Annotated in this window: 13 protein-coding genes; 10 read left to right on the top strand and 3 right to left on the bottom strand. The window is 62.8% G+C overall.

Features of this window, described 5'->3' with window-relative positions; translation table 11 throughout:
* Positions 1–102 precede the first annotated feature (102 nt).
* Positions 103–1,476, bottom strand: coding sequence for a sensor histidine kinase (locus FXN63_RS21385; protein ID WP_148819663.1), 1,374 nt, complete (start codon positions 1,474–1,476; stop codon positions 103–105).
* A 323-nt stretch (positions 1,477–1,799) separates the two neighbouring features.
* The gene (locus FXN63_RS21380) at positions 1,800–2,480 is read right to left on the bottom strand and encodes a response regulator transcription factor (RefSeq protein ID WP_148817358.1); all 681 of its coding nucleotides are present in this window, start codon (positions 2,478–2,480) and stop codon (positions 1,800–1,802) included.
* A gap of 271 nt (positions 2,481–2,751) precedes the next feature.
* On the opposite strand from FXN63_RS21380, the gene recA reads away from it, so the two are divergent.
* The 6 genes from recA (at position 2,752) to FXN63_RS21350 (ending at position 8,503) form a co-directional block, all read left to right on the top strand.
* The gene (gene recA / locus FXN63_RS21375) at positions 2,752–3,837 is read left to right on the top strand and encodes a recombinase RecA (protein WP_148817355.1); all 1,086 of its coding nucleotides are present in this window, start codon (positions 2,752–2,754) and stop codon (positions 3,835–3,837) included.
* A 404-nt stretch (positions 3,838–4,241) separates the two neighbouring features.
* Positions 4,242–4,766, top strand: a complete 525-nt coding sequence (gene recX, locus FXN63_RS21370) for a recombination regulator RecX (RefSeq protein ID WP_246164926.1) — start codon at positions 4,242–4,244, stop codon at positions 4,764–4,766.
* 290 nt (positions 4,767–5,056) lie between these two features.
* Positions 5,057–5,518: a hypothetical protein gene (locus FXN63_RS21365; protein ID WP_148817353.1), complete on the top strand. Its 462-nt coding sequence runs from the start codon at positions 5,057–5,059 to the stop codon at positions 5,516–5,518.
* 15 nt (positions 5,519–5,533) lie between these two features.
* Positions 5,534–6,706 carry an ADP-forming succinate--CoA ligase subunit beta gene (gene sucC / locus FXN63_RS21360; protein WP_148817350.1) on the top strand — a complete coding sequence of 391 codons (1,173 nt, stop codon included), beginning with the start codon at positions 5,534–5,536 and terminating at the stop codon, positions 6,704–6,706.
* Between the two features lie 21 nt (positions 6,707–6,727).
* Entirely contained in the window at positions 6,728–7,609 is an 882-nt protein-coding gene (sucD, locus tag FXN63_RS21355; protein ID WP_148817347.1) for a succinate--CoA ligase subunit alpha, read from the top strand.
* A gap of 162 nt (positions 7,610–7,771) precedes the next feature.
* Positions 7,772–8,503: a TerC family protein gene (locus FXN63_RS21350; RefSeq protein ID WP_148817344.1), complete on the top strand. Its 732-nt coding sequence runs from the start codon at positions 7,772–7,774 to the stop codon at positions 8,501–8,503.
* Between the two features lie 462 nt (positions 8,504–8,965).
* Here FXN63_RS21350 and ppc read toward each other — a convergent pair whose 3' ends face one another.
* On the bottom strand, positions 8,966–11,830 hold the full coding sequence (ppc, locus tag FXN63_RS21345) for a phosphoenolpyruvate carboxylase (protein WP_148817341.1): 2,865 nt from the start codon (positions 11,828–11,830) through the stop codon (positions 8,966–8,968).
* Positions 11,831–12,003: 173 nt separating this feature from the next.
* Between ppc and hemC the strand changes: the two genes are divergently transcribed.
* Genes hemC through FXN63_RS21325 form a run of 4 tightly spaced genes read left to right on the top strand, consistent with a single transcriptional unit; the run spans position 12,004 to position 16,201 of the window.
* Positions 12,004–12,957 carry a hydroxymethylbilane synthase gene (gene hemC / locus FXN63_RS21340; RefSeq protein ID WP_281290828.1) on the top strand — a complete coding sequence of 318 codons (954 nt, stop codon included), beginning with the start codon at positions 12,004–12,006 and terminating at the stop codon, positions 12,955–12,957.
* 8 nt (positions 12,958–12,965) lie between these two features.
* On the top strand, positions 12,966–13,781 hold the full coding sequence (locus tag FXN63_RS21335; RefSeq protein ID WP_148817336.1) for a uroporphyrinogen-III synthase: 816 nt from the start codon (positions 12,966–12,968) through the stop codon (positions 13,779–13,781).
* Complete coding sequence (locus FXN63_RS21330) at positions 13,778–14,920, top strand: uroporphyrinogen-III C-methyltransferase (RefSeq protein WP_148817334.1); 1,143 nt, start codon at positions 13,778–13,780, stop codon at positions 14,918–14,920. Before FXN63_RS21335 ends, FXN63_RS21330 begins: the two co-directional genes overlap by 4 nt.
* A gap of 3 nt (positions 14,921–14,923) precedes the next feature.
* Complete coding sequence (locus FXN63_RS21325; RefSeq protein WP_148817330.1) at positions 14,924–16,201, top strand: heme biosynthesis HemY N-terminal domain-containing protein; 1,278 nt, start codon at positions 14,924–14,926, stop codon at positions 16,199–16,201.
* Positions 16,202–16,322 lie beyond the last annotated feature (121 nt).

Raw genomic sequence — 16,322 nt, 5'->3', positions numbered from 1 at the left:
TTCCCGACCCGGCAGGGCCAGACTGAAGACAGAGTAGGAAGGGTGTCTGACTCGATACTGACGATGTGCTTACGAAATGCTGAACGCGGCTGTCAGGCCGTTTCAGGCCGAGGGCAAAAAGCGCGGAAAGCGAGTGATCATGCGGGTTCCCGGCTGGTTCGACTGCGGTTCTTGGGAGTTTCCCGCAATCGTCACGCTTCCGCCGTGTCGCAGGGCGATTTCGCGCACGATGGCCAGGCCCAGGCCGCTGCCGTCGGCTGTCGTGCCCAGAATCCGGTAGAAGCGGTCGAACACCCGCAGCCGTTCGCTTTCGGGGATGCCAGGGCCTGAGTCGTCGACTTCCAGGACGACCTGATCGCCTTCCCCATATAGACGAACCGTGACCGTCCCGCCGGCGGGGGTGTAGCGCAGCGCGTTGTCGATCAGGTTGTTCAGCAGTTCTGCCAGCAGCAGGGGATTGCCTTCGACCTGCAAGGGTGTCTCGTCACTTTCCAGGCCCAGATCGATCTGCCGGTTCATGGCTTCGGCCACCCAGTTGAGCGTCTGATCGCGCGCAATGCCTTGCATATCGACATCAACGAAACCAGCGCGGCTGCGGCCGGGATCTTCTGCGCGGGCCAAGGCCAGCAGCTGGTTCACCAAGCGGGTGGTGCGTTCCGAACTGGTGATCAGTTGGCGCAGGCTGGCTTGCATGTCTTCGGGGCTGGCATTGCGCAGCGCCAGTTCGGCCTGGGTGCGCAAACCCGCCAGCGGGGTTTTCATCTGGTGCGCAGCGTCGGCCACAAACCGGCGCTGTGCCTGGACGTTGGCCGCCTGGCGCGCCAGCAGATCGTTCATGGCGGCAACCAGCGGGGCGATTTCCTGGGGGGCTTCGCGCTCGTTGATCGGCGACAGGTCGTCCGGGCGGCGCGCGCGCAATCGCGCCTGCAAGGCATTGAGCGGGGCAATGCCGCGTGACAGCCCGAACCACACCAGCAGCACCGCCACCGGCAGCACGATGAACTGCGGGATGATCACGCCCTTGATGATCTCGTTGGCAAGCTGGGCGCGTTTTTCCAGGGTTTCGGCCACTTGGACCAAGGCGGGTTGTGCGCCATCCGTACCGCGCAAGTCCACCCAGGTATAGGCGATGCGGATACCAAAACCGCGCAGCACATCGTCGCGATACTGGATCACGCCTGGCAATGGCGGTTCAAGCTCAGGCGGCAAGGGCAGTTCGCGATCCCCGCCAAGGTGTTCACCCCGACTGCCCAGTACCAGATAGAACACGCTGTCGGTGGCGTCGGCACGCAGCATGTCGGTGGCGGGCAGGGGCAAGCGCAGGCTGGCGCGACCATCGACCTGGCGCACCTGCTGCGCCAGAACCAGCACGTTGTTGGCCAGGCCACGGTCATACGGCGCGTTGGCAATGGCTTGCGCCACCACATAGGTGATCGCCACGCTCATGGGCCACAGCAGGAACAGCGGTGCCAGCATCCAATCCAGGATTTCGCCGAACAGCGAGCGCTGCGGCGGCTCGAAGGTCGGGCCGACCGAGCCTTGCCGCAACGCGGCGAGCGCCTCCTGATTGAGTTCCCCGCCCAAGTGGGTAGGCCCGTGCGGGTTGGACCCGTGCGGTGGCGCGGGGGGCAAAATCAGCGGGAGGAGTTCAACAGGCAAGGTTCAGCAGACTAGGTTGGGCGGAAAGGGCGCGCAGCGGTATAAGGCGGGGCTGGGGAGAGCGAAAACGGCAGAACGGAGGCGGGGCCAGGCCTTGGTCAAAAGGCTGGGGTGCCTAAAGCGGGCGCACGACCCGCTTTTTATGCGCTGGCCTGGGTGGTATCGCGTTCCAGGCAATAACCCAGTCCACGCACAGTGGCGATTTTCACGCCGGGCTCCAGCTTCTTGCGCAGGCGATGTACATAAACCTCAATGGCATTGGTGCTGACTTCCTCGCCCCATTCGCATAAGTGATCGACCAATTGTTTCTTGCTGACCATGCGGCCACTGCGCTGCAACAGGATTTCCAGCAGGCTGACTTCGCGCGCCGATAGTTCCACCGCCTGTTCATCCACGGTGACGACCCGGCCGACCTGATCGAAAGACAGACGACCGTGTCGCAATACGGCAGGACCGCCGCCTGCGCCCCGTCGGGTCAGCGCGCGCACGCGGGCTTCCAGTTCGGACAGGGCAAAAGGTTTCGCCATGTAATCGTCGGCACCCAGGTCCAGGCCTTTGACCCGTTGCTCGATGCTGTCGGCCGCCGTCAATATCAGTACTGGCATGTGCGAATTGCGAGCGCGCATGCGCCGCAACACTTCCAGCCCACTGAGTTTGGGCAGGCCGATATCCAGTATCAGCAGGTCAAAGGGCTGGGCAGCGAGTGCCGCATCGGCAGACGCCCCGTCATGGACGGCGTCAACCGCATAGCCGTTCTGACGCAACGAACGCGACAGTCCGTCGGCAAGAATGCTGTCATCTTCGGCGATAAGTATGCGCATGGTACGAATTGTACGAGGGGGACTTGAGACTGGCTATACGGGCCGTACCTGGGGTAGACCGGTTCCTTGTGGTGCAGATCCCACCAGGACCTTGCTATCCACACTGTTTTTTTATACAGTGGTGGCCGATGACATAATTCGGGCCCGACGCAGATGTCTTGTTGGCAGAACCAGGTAGTTGGCCTGGTCATCCGCAAGCACACCGTACGGCTTGACCGAAATCCAGACTGAACCCTTGGGCTGAACAGCCCGACATCTCAAAGGACGATACATGGAAGACACCAAGGCCTCCAAGGCAGCTGCCGCCGCTGCAGCCGCGGCCACGGCAGAGAAATCCAAGGCGCTTGCCGCCGCGCTCGCCCAGATCGAGAAGCAGTTCGGCAAGGGTTCGGTCATGCGCTACGGCGACAACGAAGTCGAACATGACATCCAGGTCGTGTCCACCGGCTCGCTGGGCCTGGACATCGCACTGGGCGTCGGCGGCCTGCCGCGCGGCCGTGTGATCGAAATCTACGGCCCGGAATCCTCGGGCAAGACCACGCTCACGCTGCAAGTCATCGCCGAAATGCAGAAGCTCGGCGGTACCTGCGCCTTCATCGACGCCGAGCACGCACTCGACGTGTCGTATGCATCGAAGCTGGGCGTGAACCTGACCGACCTGCTGATCTCGCAGCCGGACACGGGTGAGCAGGCGCTTGAAATCACCGACGCGCTGGTGCGCTCGGGCTCGGTCGACCTGATCGTGATCGACTCGGTTGCCGCGCTCACACCGAAGGCTGAAATCGAAGGCGAAATGGGTGACTCGCTGCCGGGCCTGCAAGCCCGTCTGATGAGCCAGGCTCTGCGCAAGCTGACCGCCACCATCAAGCGTACCAACTGCATGGTCATCTTCATCAACCAGATCCGGATGAAGATCGGCGTGATGTTCGGCAACCCCGAAACCACCACGGGCGGCAACGCACTGAAGTTCTACGCATCGGTTCGCCTGGACATCCGTCGTACCGGTTCGATCAAGAAGGGCGATGAGGTCGTGGGTAACGAAACCCGCGTCAAGGTCGTCAAGAACAAGGTCTCGCCGCCGTTCAAGAGTGCCGAATTCGACATCATGTACGGCGCGGGCATCTCGCGCGAAGGCGAAATCATCGACCTGGGCGTGACAGCCGGCATCGTTGAAAAGTCGGGTGCCTGGTTCAGTTACAACGGCGAACGCATCGGACAAGGCAAGGACAATGCGCGCGAATTCCTGAAGGATCGCACCGCCATGGCCTACGAGATCGAAAACCGTGTGCGTGAACAGCTCGGTGTGGCAGCGCGCGCTGCCGGCAAGGCCGTCGCTGCCGAAGGCACGGCAGAGTGAGCGGCGAACGGCCTGCCCGTCCGGGTTGGCCGTCCGCGCCCGGTCGTCGCATTTACGAGGATGAGGACGACGACGAGCCGTTCGAACAGATTCTTGGCCGGACTTCCGGTCAGGAATCTGGTCAGACAGCTGGGCGAACGCAGACACCTGCGCGAGCTTTTGCCCGAACGTCCAATCAGGGGTCTGGTGGAGCGTCGCCTGTAGGGGGGGCTGGGGCTTCATTCGGAAAGTCCGCTGGAACATCGTTCGGAACATCCAGCCAGGCGTCCCGTCGGGACTCCGATGCCCCATCGGAAAGAAAATCCAGCGGCAGTTTCGGCTCCAGTGCTCGCAAGCAATCGTCTCAGGCCGCCGACAATGGCGGCTTCAGTCGTTCCAGCGAGCAAAAGGCACGCAAACGCGGTTTGCCACAGCCTGAACCCGTCGTGATCGATGGCTTCACCCGCTCAAGCCAGCAGCCTGTCCTTAAAAAACCCACGCGCCCCGATGGTCCGTCGCTGAAAATGCGTGCGGCCGATTACCTGTCGCGCCGTGAACACAGCCGCTTCGAGCTCGCCCGCAAGCTGGGGCGATGGTCCGATGATCGCGATGAAATCGAAGCGGTGCTGGATGCGCTCACGCGGGAAGGGTGGATGTCCACTTCGCGCTTCGTGCAAAGCGTGGTGCACCGGCGTGCTTCCCGCCAGGGAACCTCACGCATCATCCAGGAGCTGCGTCAGCACGGGATCGACCAGGCCGAGATTGCGGCCGTCAAACCTGAACTCCAGGCGTCGGAATTCGTGCGTGCCCAGACGGTCTGGAGCAAGCGCTTCGGTGCCGTGCCTCCCGATCGCGAAACCTGGGCCAAGCAGGCCCGGTTTCTTGCCGCGCGAGGGTTTTCGCAAGATGTCATCCGGCGGGTTCTGGGCGGTGGCGAGGACGAAAACTGACGCGTGTCAGCACGTCAAGATGACGCCTGCATGGCAGTCTTGGCCTAGGGGTAACCAGGTAGCAATGCGGGCGGTGCGTTATACTCTTCGGGATTTTTCGCCCATGCGAGAAGGTCGTCGGCCCGCAGTGTCATATATAAGACTCGGATAACACTCCAACCCGAGGCTTATAAGGCACAGACAAGGCCCGGACAGGAATACGAAGACGTTGGTCGCAGCTTGATCAGTGGCTTTTTCTTGCGCCGGACACCTGTCCAAGCGGTGCATGGCACCCGCTCGCAAGCGTACGGATGTCACTGATCGACCTGATTCACCCTGAAACTGTTGCGGCACTGCACCAAGATGTTTTCAGGGTTTTTACTAGGTCGTTCTGTGTCAACGTGTATCACGTTTACCGGTGTACTGACTTCCTTGGCATATGGACCGGCCTTCGCGCCGCGTTTCTTTCAGGCTCAAGATTTTTCTTCATGGTCCGCTCCTCGACCTTCCTGTCTGCTCCGCTTTCCAATGGCCGCCCTGCGCTGGCCCCTGGCGTGCGCGTGTCGATCTGGCGGCAGGAACCGGTCGTGTCGAAGCAGCCCGGCATCCTTGCAAAAAATCCCGTTTTCTTCTCAGTCGCCGGTTCGCCTAGTGCATCCCCGGCATCCCCGTTTGTCGTTACGTCCCGACGTGTTTCGCCTGCCTGGCGCAATGCGGCGGGGTCTGCCGGACATCTGGCCGATCGTAGCGGCTTTTTCACCGCATTCCCCTGACAGCGAAGGCTCCGCATGAAAATCCACGAGTACCAGGGCAAAGAGCTTCTCAAGAAGTTTGGCGTTACCGTTCCGCGCGGCTTCCCCGCATTCTCGGTCGATGAGGCCGTTGAAGCAGCCGAAAAGCTTGGCGGCCCGGTATGGGTCGTCAAGGCCCAGATCCACGCCGGTGGCCGTGGCAAGGGCGGCGGCGTCAAGCTGGCCCGCTCGATCGAAGAAGTGCGCACGCTTGCCAATGAAATCCTTGGCATGCAACTGATCACGCACCAGACCGGTCCGGAAGGCCAGAAAGTTGGCCGTCTGCTGATCGAAGAAGGCGCGGACATCAAGAAAGAACTGTATATCGGTATCGTCACCGACCGCGCCACGCAAAAGATCGGCGTGATGGCGTCGAGCGAAGGCGGCATGGACATCGAAGAAGTGGCGCACAACACGCCGGAAAAGCTTCTGAAGGTCTTCGTTGACCCGGTCGTCGGCCTGACCGACGAAGATGCAGCCACCCTGATCCGCGGTATTGGCGTGCCGGAAGCTTCGGTGCCGCAAGCCGTCGACCAACTGAAGAAGCTGTATCAGGTCTACCAAGAGACCGACGCTTCGCTGGCCGAAATCAATCCCCTGATCCTGACCGGCAGCGGCGACATCATCGCCCTGGACGCCAAGTTCAACTTCGATCCGAACGCGCTGTTCCGTCACCCGGACATCGTTGCTTACCGCGACCTGGCCGAAGAAGATCCGGCTGAAATCGAAGCCAGCAAGTTCGACCTGGCCTACATCCAGCTGGAAGGCAACATCGGCTGCCTGGTCAACGGCGCAGGCCTGGCCATGGCCACCATGGACACCATCAAGCTGTTCGGCGGCGAGCCGGCCAACTTCCTGGACGTGGGCGGCGGTGCAACCGCCGAGAAGGTCACGGAAGCCTTCAAGATCATGTTGAAGAACCCGGACGTCAAGGCGATCCTGGTGAACATCTTCGGCGGCATCATGCGCTGCGACGTCATCGCCGAAGGCGTGATCACCGCTTGCCGCGCCGTTGACCTGAAGGTGCCGCTGGTGGTCCGCATGAAGGGCACCAACGAAGCGTTGGGCAAAGAGCTGCTGGCCAAATCGGGCCTGCCGATCATCAGCGCCGACAGCATGGCCGAAGCGGCCACCAAGGTCGTTGCCGCTGCCGCAGCTGCCGCCAAGTAATAGATACCGGGAATTCGCTACATGTCGATTCTGATCAACAAAGATACCAAAGTCATCACCCAAGGCATCACCGGCAAGACGGGCCAGTACCACACCCGCGGCTGCCGTGATTACGCGAACGGCAAGGCTGCGTTCGTTGCTGGCGTGAACCCCAAGAAGGCCGGCGAAGATTTCGAAGGCATCCCGATTTTCGCCAGCGTCAAAGACGCCGCTGTCGAAACCGGTGCCACCGTGTCGGTGATCTACGTGCCGCCGGCAGGTGCTGCCGCCGCCATCTGGGAAGCCGTCCAGGCCGAACTGGAACTGGTGATCTGCATTACCGAAGGCATCCCGGTCCGTGACATGGCCGAACTGAAGGCCAAGATGGCCGCTGCCGGTTCGAAGACCCTGCTGCTGGGACCGAACTGCCCGGGCCTGATCACGCCGGACGAAATCAAGATCGGCATCATGCCCGGTCACATCCACCGCAAGGGCCGCATCGGCATCGTCAGCCGCTCGGGCACCCTGACCTATGAAGCCGTGGCACAAGTCACGGAACTGGGCCTGGGCCAGTCGAGCGCCGTCGGTATCGGTGGCGATCCGATCAACGGTCTGAAGCACAAAGACGTGCTGGAACTGTTCAACAATGACCCGGAAACCGACGCCGTCATCATGATCGGCGAAATCGGCGGCCCGGACGAAGTTGACGCGGCACGTTGGGCCAAGGACAACATGAAGAAGCCGGTGGTTGGCTTCATCGCGGGCGTTACCGCACCGGCAGGCAAGCGCATGGGCCACGCCGGCGCGCTGATCGCTGGTGGTGATGACACCGCACAAGCCAAGCTCGACGTGCTCGAAGCGTGCGGTATCCGCACGACCAAGAACCCGTCGGAACTGGCCAAGTTGCTGAAGTCCGTCATGTAATAACCCGGGTTTGGTGCTTTCCGCGGGGGGAGCACCAATTCCCGGCGTTCGGGCAGCGTGCTACGTTGCTCCACCGTGCCTGTTGGGGCGGTGCCATACCGCCGGCCCGCCGTCGCAAGACAGCGGGTCGGCGGTTTTTAATTCGAAGTCCAGGAGGACCGGATGCTTGAATACTTGGAAGGGATGCACTGGGGCGCGGTGTTCCAGATCATTCTGATCGATATTTTGCTGGGTGGTGACAATGCCGTGGTGATTGCCCTGGCTTGCCGCAACCTGCCCAAAGACACGCGCGTGAAGGGCATTCTGTGGGGAACCGCAGGCGCCATCATCTTGCGCGTGGTGTTGATTTCGTTTGCAGTGACCATGCTGCAGATTCCGTTCCTGAAGCTGGTGGGCGCAGTCCTGCTGCTGTGGATCGGCGTCAAGCTGCTGATTCCGGAAAACGATTCGCATGACAACATTGAAGGCAGCGCCAACCTGTGGGCCGCCGTCAAGACCATCATCATCGCCGACTTCGTGATGAGCCTGGACAACGTCATCGCGATCGCCGGTGCAGCACAGAACGCCGACCCGGAGCACCAGCTTGGTCTGGTGATCTTCGGCCTGGTGGTCAGCATCCCGATCATCATCTGGGGCAGCGCGATCGTGCTCAAGCTGATCGATCGCTTCCCGATCGTGATCACGCTGGGTGGTGGTTTGCTGGGCTGGATTGCAGGCGGCATGCTGGTGACCGATCCGGTCATCGTGCAGAACCTGTATAAGCCTGACTGGACGCCGCAAACCCTGAGCATCATCCACTACTCGGCTGCCGTGTTCGGCGCGGTGTTCGTGGTGGTGCTGGGTAGCGTGCTCGCACGCCGCAAGGTGCGCGCCGAAGCCCTGGCCAAGGGTTGAAGCTGGTTCACCAGGAAGGAGTCTGCTTATGTTGAATCGATCCCCACGCCGTCAGGCAGGTCTGACCTTGATGCAAGTCATGAGTCTGCTTGCCATTGTCGGCATCGTGGCGGCGGTCTTGCTGACGCAGTTCCGCTGATCCTGGCGCAGTAGAAAAAACGGCCCCGCGGCGAAAGCCTGCGGGGCCGTTTGCTTTTTGTGCGCTGTTCAGCAGGACAAGGAACTTGCAGTTTTCCACAGCCGCAGCACGGTTTGCCCGTCCGTACAGATATTCGGGTTATCCCCAGCTGCTGTGGATAACGCTGGGGGCAGTATGTGGGGCGTTTGAGAAATTCCTTACATATCAATGACTTGTAATCAGCGAGCACAAAAGAGGCAGCGTGGACGAGTGCCTGTCTTGAAAGCACCCGTCTGGCCGATGCAAACCTGTGCGATCAGGCTCCCAAACGTTGCACCTGCCACTTATCCGCTGTTGCGCAACCCCGCCGCAATGCCGTTGATGCTCAGGTGAATCCCGCGCTGCAGTCGTTCATCCGCCTCGGGTGGCTTGCGTTTGCCGCTGGCCTTGGCAGCAGCATCCCGGTGACGGCGAATCAGCTCGATCTGCAAGTGATTGAGCGGATCGATATAGGCCACGCGATCACGAATCGAGCGGGCCAGGTCCGGATTGCCATCCAGCAATTCGTCTTGCTCGGTAATCAGCTTCAAGGCGCTGAGCGTCAGATCGAATTCTTCGCGAATGCGTTTGAAGATGCGTGTGCGCAGGGCGCGATCCGGCACCAGTTCGGCATACCGTGACGCAATGGCCAGGTCGCTCTTGGCCAGCACCATCTCCATATTCGACAGCAAGGTACGGAAGAACGGCCAGTCACGCGCCATGTCTCGCAGGTGGGCAACGCGCTCGGCCCGCGCGGCTGCGCTGGTGTTCGCTCCCTTGCCTGCGCCCTTGGCCAGATAGGACTCGATCGCCGATCCCACGCCGAACCAGCCCGGCAGCAGCAGGCGGCACTGGCTCCACGAGAAGCCCCAGGGAATTGCGCGCAGGTCCTCAATACGGCCGGTGGACTTGCGGGCAGCAGGGCGGGAACCGATGTTCAGGCCGGCAATCTCGGAAATCGGCGTGGACGCAAAGAAGTACTCGGCAAAGCCCGGCGTGTCGTAAACCAGGCCACGGTAGGCGCTGAAGGCCTTGTCCGACAGCAGCTTCATGGTGTCGGCGTAGCGCTCCATGTTCGCGTCTTCGGCCGTGGCCGCTTCATCCGCGTTGACCAGGCTGGCTTCCAGGGTGGCTGCCACCAACAGTTCCAAGTGCCATTGGCCGATCTCGGCGTCCTTGTATTTGCTCTGGATGACCTCGCCTTGCTCGGTCAGACGAATCTGGCCGTCCACGGTGCCCGGCGGCTGCGCCAGAATGGCGTCGAAACTGGAGCCGCCCCCACGCCCCACGGTGCCGCCGCGCCCATGGAACAGGCGCAGTCGGATATGACGGGTACGGAAGGCTTCCACCAGCGCACGCTCGGCCTGATACAGCTCCCAGTTCGAAGTCAGGAAACCGCCGTCCTTGTTGCTGTCCGAATAACCCAGCATGACTTCCTGCGATTGCGCCTGCGACAGCTTGATGCGCGCCTTCACCTCGGGCAGGTCCATCCACTGCGCCATGATGCGCGGGCCATTGCGCAAGTCTTCAATCGTTTCGAACAGCGGCACCACCATCAGCCCGTCTTCAGGCTGCGGTGCAACACCCGCCGCGACCAAGCCGGTTTCCTTCTGCAAGACCAGCACCTCAAGCAGGTCACTGACCGATTCGGTGTGCGAAATGATGTATTGGCGAACCGCTTCCTTGCCGTAGCGCTGCCGGCTGCGCGCGGCTTCGCGGAAGATGTCCAGCTCGTGGGTCGTGCCTTCGCTGTATTGAATCCACGGTGACACCAGCGGGCGACGCTCGCGCAACTCGGCGCACAGCAAGGCAATCCGGGCATCTTCATCCAGCGCGGCATAGTCTTCCACCACACCAGCCTGAGAAAACAATTCGACCAGGGTGCGTTCGTGAACGTCAGAACTCTGTCGCAGGTCCACCGTGGCCAAGTGGAAACCGAAGACAGTCACGGCCTGCTGCAAGGCATTCAGACGCAGGCGCAGCACCGGGGCGTTGTTGTGGCTGACCAGCGATTCGGCAATCACTGCCAGGTCGGCCGCAAAGGCGTCAGGCGATTCGTAGGGTGCGGCATCGGGTGGCGTGCGTCGCAGCGTCACGTTGCCCACCAGTGCTTTGGCGGTGGCCCCCAACCGCGCATAGACGCCCACCAGCGCACGACGATACGGCTCGTCGCGACGATGTTCCGACACGTCGGGCGAATTCGCGGCCAGCGCCGCCAATTCCGGTGACGGCTGTGTCAACAAGGTGGTCATCGACAGTTCGGCACCCAGCGCGTGGGTCTCTTCCAGGTAATGCTCGAACACCGTCGCAGCCTGACGCAGCAAGGCCAGGCGCAGCGTATCGGCACCTACGTTCGGGTTGCCGTCCCGGTCGCCACCGATCCAGCTGCCCATGCGCAGGAAGGTCGGCAGCGCGGCCGCAGGCGCGGCGAAGGGCGAGGCCGGATCGCGGTTGATCAACCGCGACAGATGCGCATAAACACGCGGAATCACGGTCAGGAAGGTGCTGCGGTAATAGGACACCGCATTCTTGATCTCGTCGGCCACCGTCAACCGCGAATATCGCAGCATGCGGGTCTGCCACAGGGTAGAGATGCGCCCCAGCAAGGACAGCAGCTGTTCCTGCGTCTCGTCCGCCGTGTGCGGTGCGTCGCGGTCCTGCAAGACGCGGGCAATGTCGCGGTGCACGTCCAGCGTGCTCTTGCGTTGCACCTCGGTCGGGTGCGCGGTCAGCACCGGCACCACGCTGGCCTGGCCCAGCCACTTGCGGATACGCGCAGGCGTCACACCCCGGCCGCGCAGTTCCGTCACGGCGCTTTCCAGGCTGCCGCGCGGCGCGTCACCGCCTGCCAATGCATGGGCGCGGCGTCGTCGGTTCTGCTCGCGGTCCTCGGCAATATTGGCCAGATGCAGGAAGTAGCTGAAAGCGCGCACCACTGAATTGGTGTTGTCGCGTGACAGCTGGTTCAGCAGCTTTTCCAGCGCACGGCCATCGACGCTGTTGCCGTTGCGACGAAAGCGCACCGCCGTGCGGCGCACGGTTTCAATCGTGTTGAAAACGTCGTCGCCTTCGTTGGCGCGAATCACATCGCCAAGAATCCGGCCCAGAAGGCGGATGTCTTCGCGCAATGCATGATCGGAATCGGGAAGGCTGCTGAGGTCGGTCGTCATCAATACCTGCTTCAAAGGGATGGTGGCCGCCGCGCTGCGGCGCGGAAAACGTCCAGCTTAGCGGCTGGATTGCACGCTGTCAGTGCCCGCCACCGGCCCACATGCGCTGGGTCAAGGGGCTTGGCCGGGCAGAGCGGCTAAACTGCCGTCTCTTTCCTTGCCTGCGTCTCGCCGTGTCCCACGTCATTCATCCCGACCCCGAACGTCTTGTCATCGCCTCACGCGAGAGCCGGCTTGCCATGTGGCAGGCCGAGCACGTGCAAGCGCGCCTGCAATCCCTGTATCCGCGTTGCAATGTAGAAATCCTTGGCATGACCACACGGGGGGACCAGATACTGGACCGTACCTTGTCCAAGGTCGGCGGCAAGGGACTGTTCGTCAAGGAACTCGAAAACGCGCTGCTCGATGGCCGGGCCGACTTGGCGGTACATTCGCTCAAGGATGTGCCGGTCAATCTGGGCGATGCCTTTGCCATGCCGGTCGTGATGGCACGCGCCGATGCGCGCGATGCCTTCGTGTCCAGTACCTATGCTTCGATCGCCGATCTGCCCCCCGGTGCCATCCTGGGCACGTCCAGCCTGCGACGCGAATCGCAGATCCGCGAACGTTTCCCGCACATCGAGGTGCGCCCGCTGCGCGGCAATCTGGACACCCGTCTGGGCAAGCTCGACCGTGGCGAATACGCGGCCATCATTCTTGCTGCCGCCGGTCTTGAACGGCTTGGCCTGGGTGCCCGCATCCGTGGTCTGCTGTCGCCTGAAGACAGCCTGCCGGCAGCAGGGCAGGGCGCGCTCGGTATCGAAGTCAAGGCAGGCCGTTCCGATGTCGAAGCCTGGCTGGCACCGCTGGCCGATGCGGCAACCACTGCCACGTCAACCGCAGAACGTGCCGTGTCGCGCAAGCTGGGCGGCTCTTGCCAGGTACCCTTGGCCGCATATGCGGAAGTCGGTGCCGATGGCCTGATCTGGTTGCGCGCCCTGGTGGCCAGCCCGGACGGCCGCACGGTGATCCGCCGCGAAGGCCGTGCTGCAGTCGCCGACGCCGAAGCGCTGGGTCTGCGCTTGGCCGATGAACTGCTGCGCGACGGTGCCGCCGAGATTCTCGCCGCGCTGGCGATCGAGCACTGAGCGGTCACATGGCGCACGCCCAGGCGGTCATCCTGTGCCGGCCGGCTGGTCAGAACGAAGCCTTGGCCGAGCGACTGCGCGCAACGGGCCGTGAGGTGCTCAGCCTGCCTGCATTGACGCTGACGGCATCGTTCGAGGAACCACTGCCTTCGTTGAGCGACGTTGACCTGGTGGTGTTCGTCAGCGGCAATGCCGCCCGGTTCTTCCTGGATCGACGTTTGCGCGAAGCGCCCGACGCCGTCTGGCCTGCTCATGTGGCGGCTGCAACCGTCGGCCCCGGTAGCGCAGCGGCGGTACGCGCGCATCCCGCTTTTGGGGTGGCGTCTGAATTGGTCACGCCGCCCGCGTGTGCGGCCCAATTCGATTCCGAGGCCTTATGGGATGCTTTGCAGGCACGCCAGCACCCCTTGCGAAAGGTGCTGATCGTGCGTGGCACACAGGGACGAGATTGGCTGGCTGGCCGTTTGCGCGCCGCCGGGGTCGAGGTCTGCATCCACACCGCGTACCGGCGCGACCCTGCGCCTTGGGCACCGCATGCCTGTGCAATGCTGCAAGGCCTGGCTGCGCGTCAGGCACCTGCCGTCTGGTTGCTGACCAGTGTCGAAGGCGTCGATGCCTTGCTGACGCGCACCCGTGAGCACGGTCTGACAGACTGGTGGTTGCAGGGGCGCTTCGTTGTGACACATCCCCGGATCGCCGCGCATGTGACCGCCGTGTGGCAAGCCATTTCCGCCGAGCACGGACCGACGGACGCAGCGATAGTGTTGCAAACCTGCCCAGCGGGCGATGATGCCGTGGTTGCCGCGATAGAATCATTGGCATGATTGCCTCCGAAAAAGACATCGTCGAGCCAGGCTCGGCATCGCCCGCCGCCCCCGGTGGCGCGAGCCGTCCGCCTCGCGCCGCACGCTCATCCAGCCGTTGGTTGTTTGCCGCGCTGGTGTTCTCCGTCATCGTGATCATTGCGCTGGGTGCCGCCTTATGGCGTCAGCAGCAGCTCATCGATGCCGTGGGTCGCGAATCCGCCAGCCGTTACGTCAAGCTGGACACCCAGACACGCGAAGCGCAGAACCGCGCCCGTCAATCGCTGTCCGTGGCCCAGGACGCCGCTGACAAGCTCGCCGCACTCGACGCGCGCCTGGTCGAATCGCAAAGCCAGCAGGCTGCGCTTGAACAGCTTTATCAGCAACTGTCGCGTGGTGAAGACGAGTGGGCCATGATCGAGGTGGAACAAGCCTTGTCGATGGCCGCCCAACAACTGCAACTGGCAGGCAACATTCAGAGCGCCATCGCTGCCCTGGAAGTGGCCGATGCGCGGCTTGCACGTGCCGATCGCCCGCAATTTGCTGCCGTCCGTCGGACAATTGCCCGCGATATGCAACGACTTGCTGCATTGCCGTCGCTGGACGTCACCGGTACCGCAAGCAAGCTGGACCAATTGATTGCGTCGGTTGACGGCCTGCCGATGCTGGCCTCGGTTGAACCGCGCCGCGCCGCTGCAAGCAATGCACCGGCAACCGAGACTGATGCAGCTGCCCCGGCTGCCCCTGCCGATGCCAGTTGGTGGCAACGCACCGTGGCGTGGACCGTACCGTGGCGCGACGCGCTGCTGCGCGACACTAACCAACTGATTCGTATCCAGCGCATCGATCAACCCGGTGTGTTGCTGGTGTCCCCTGAACAGGCAGCCCTGCTGCGCGAAAACCTGAAGCTGCGTCTGACCAGCGCCCGCATGGCCTTGCTGGCTCGCCAGGACGGCCCGTGGCGCGCCGATCTGGCTGCGGTGCTGGAAGGCTTCAACCGTTATTTCGACCCGGAAGCCCGTCAAACGGTGCGTGCCCAGGCGTTGCTCAAACAGGTGTCGGCCGTGGATCTGAACGTTCAGGCCCCCGACATTGGCGACAGTTTGAAAGCGGCGCGCGCCGTATTGCCGCGCAACGCCCCAGCCGAACCGGCGAGGTAAGTCATGCGCGCCTGGTTCTGGACCTTCATTCTGGTAGTGGCCGCGGTCGGCCTGGCAATCGCCGTGCGCGATTACTCGGGCAACGTCGCGCTGCTGGTGCCGCCGTACCGCGTGGAAGTGTCGCTGACACTTGCCGTGCTTTTCCTGGTCGTGCTGTTTGCCGCTACCTACGTGCTGCTGCGTGCACTGGCGTGGACCACCGGCCTGCCGACCCGTGTGCGTGCCTGGCGTGAACAGCGTGTGCAGGCTCAACAGCAAACCATCCTGGAACAGGGCTGGATTCATCTGCTGCAAGGGCGCTTTGCCCGCTCCGAGCGGGACATGGCGCAGGTTGCCGACCAAAGCAAGACTCCGGTTCGCCAGGTGCTGGCGCTGTTGTCATCGGCCCAGGCGACCCATGCCATGCAGGAATTCGCGCGCCGCGACGCCTTGCTGGTGCGCGTGCGTGGCGTGGCTGAAGGTGATCCGGCACTGATGTCTGCGGTGTCCATCGTGGAAGCCGAATTGCTGCTTGAACAGCAACGGCCGGCAGAAGCACTTGCCTTGCTTGAACCCCTGCACGAAGGCGGTCAGCGCCACGTGCACTCGTTGCGTCTGGCTTTGCGGGCACACCGCGAACTGGGCAATTGGGCTGAAGTGTTGAAGCTGGCTCGCACGCTGGCCAAACGCAACGCGCTGCACGCAGCCGCCAGCCACCGCATGATCGCCGCCGCCGCAACCGAGCGTCTGCGTTCCACGTCCGATGACGTGGTCCGCCGCGACTTGTGGAAAGATCTGAAAGACGATGAACGGATCGTGCCTGAAGTGGCGCTGGCTGCTGCCGCGTCCTTTGAAGAAGGCGGTGATCCGGTGCGGGCGCGTGCCATTCTGGAAGCCGCCATCCAGGCCAACCCCACCCGTGAACTGTGGCAGGCCTATGCCCGCACGGTGCCCGCCGAGGTCAAGCCGCGTCTGGAAAAAGCCGAGACCTGGTTGCAGCAATCGCCCACCGATGCCGATCTGCTGCAGACGCTGGGTGCACTGTGCCTGAACGGCAAGCTGTGGGGGGCTGCGCAGCGCTACCTGGAACGCAGTCTCGCCAGTCGTTCCGATCCCCGTACCCATGCCTTGCTGGCGGCCTTGTTCGACCGTATTGGCCGTCCTGACGATGCACGCCGCCATTGGCAGCGTGCCACCGAATCCCTGGTCGATCTGCCCACACTCGACGCTGCGCCGTCCTTGACCGACGTGGTTGTCGAACCACTTGACCTCGCTGGCCCGGATCGCGCGGCCGGCTTGTAAACCCAGCTGGAACCAAGGGGTGGCGCACCGCACATCGTGGTGGTGCGCCGTTCAAGCCAGCAGGCAGGAAAACCAAGCCTGGGTGCGCCGTATAATCTTCGCGTTTCCAATTTTTCGGCGT

This window comes from Pigmentiphaga aceris (genome assembly GCF_008119665.1).
GTDB lineage: Bacteria > Pseudomonadota > Gammaproteobacteria > Burkholderiales > Burkholderiaceae_B > Pigmentiphaga > Pigmentiphaga aceris.
This window is presented reverse-complemented; position numbering and strand designations above follow the sequence as displayed.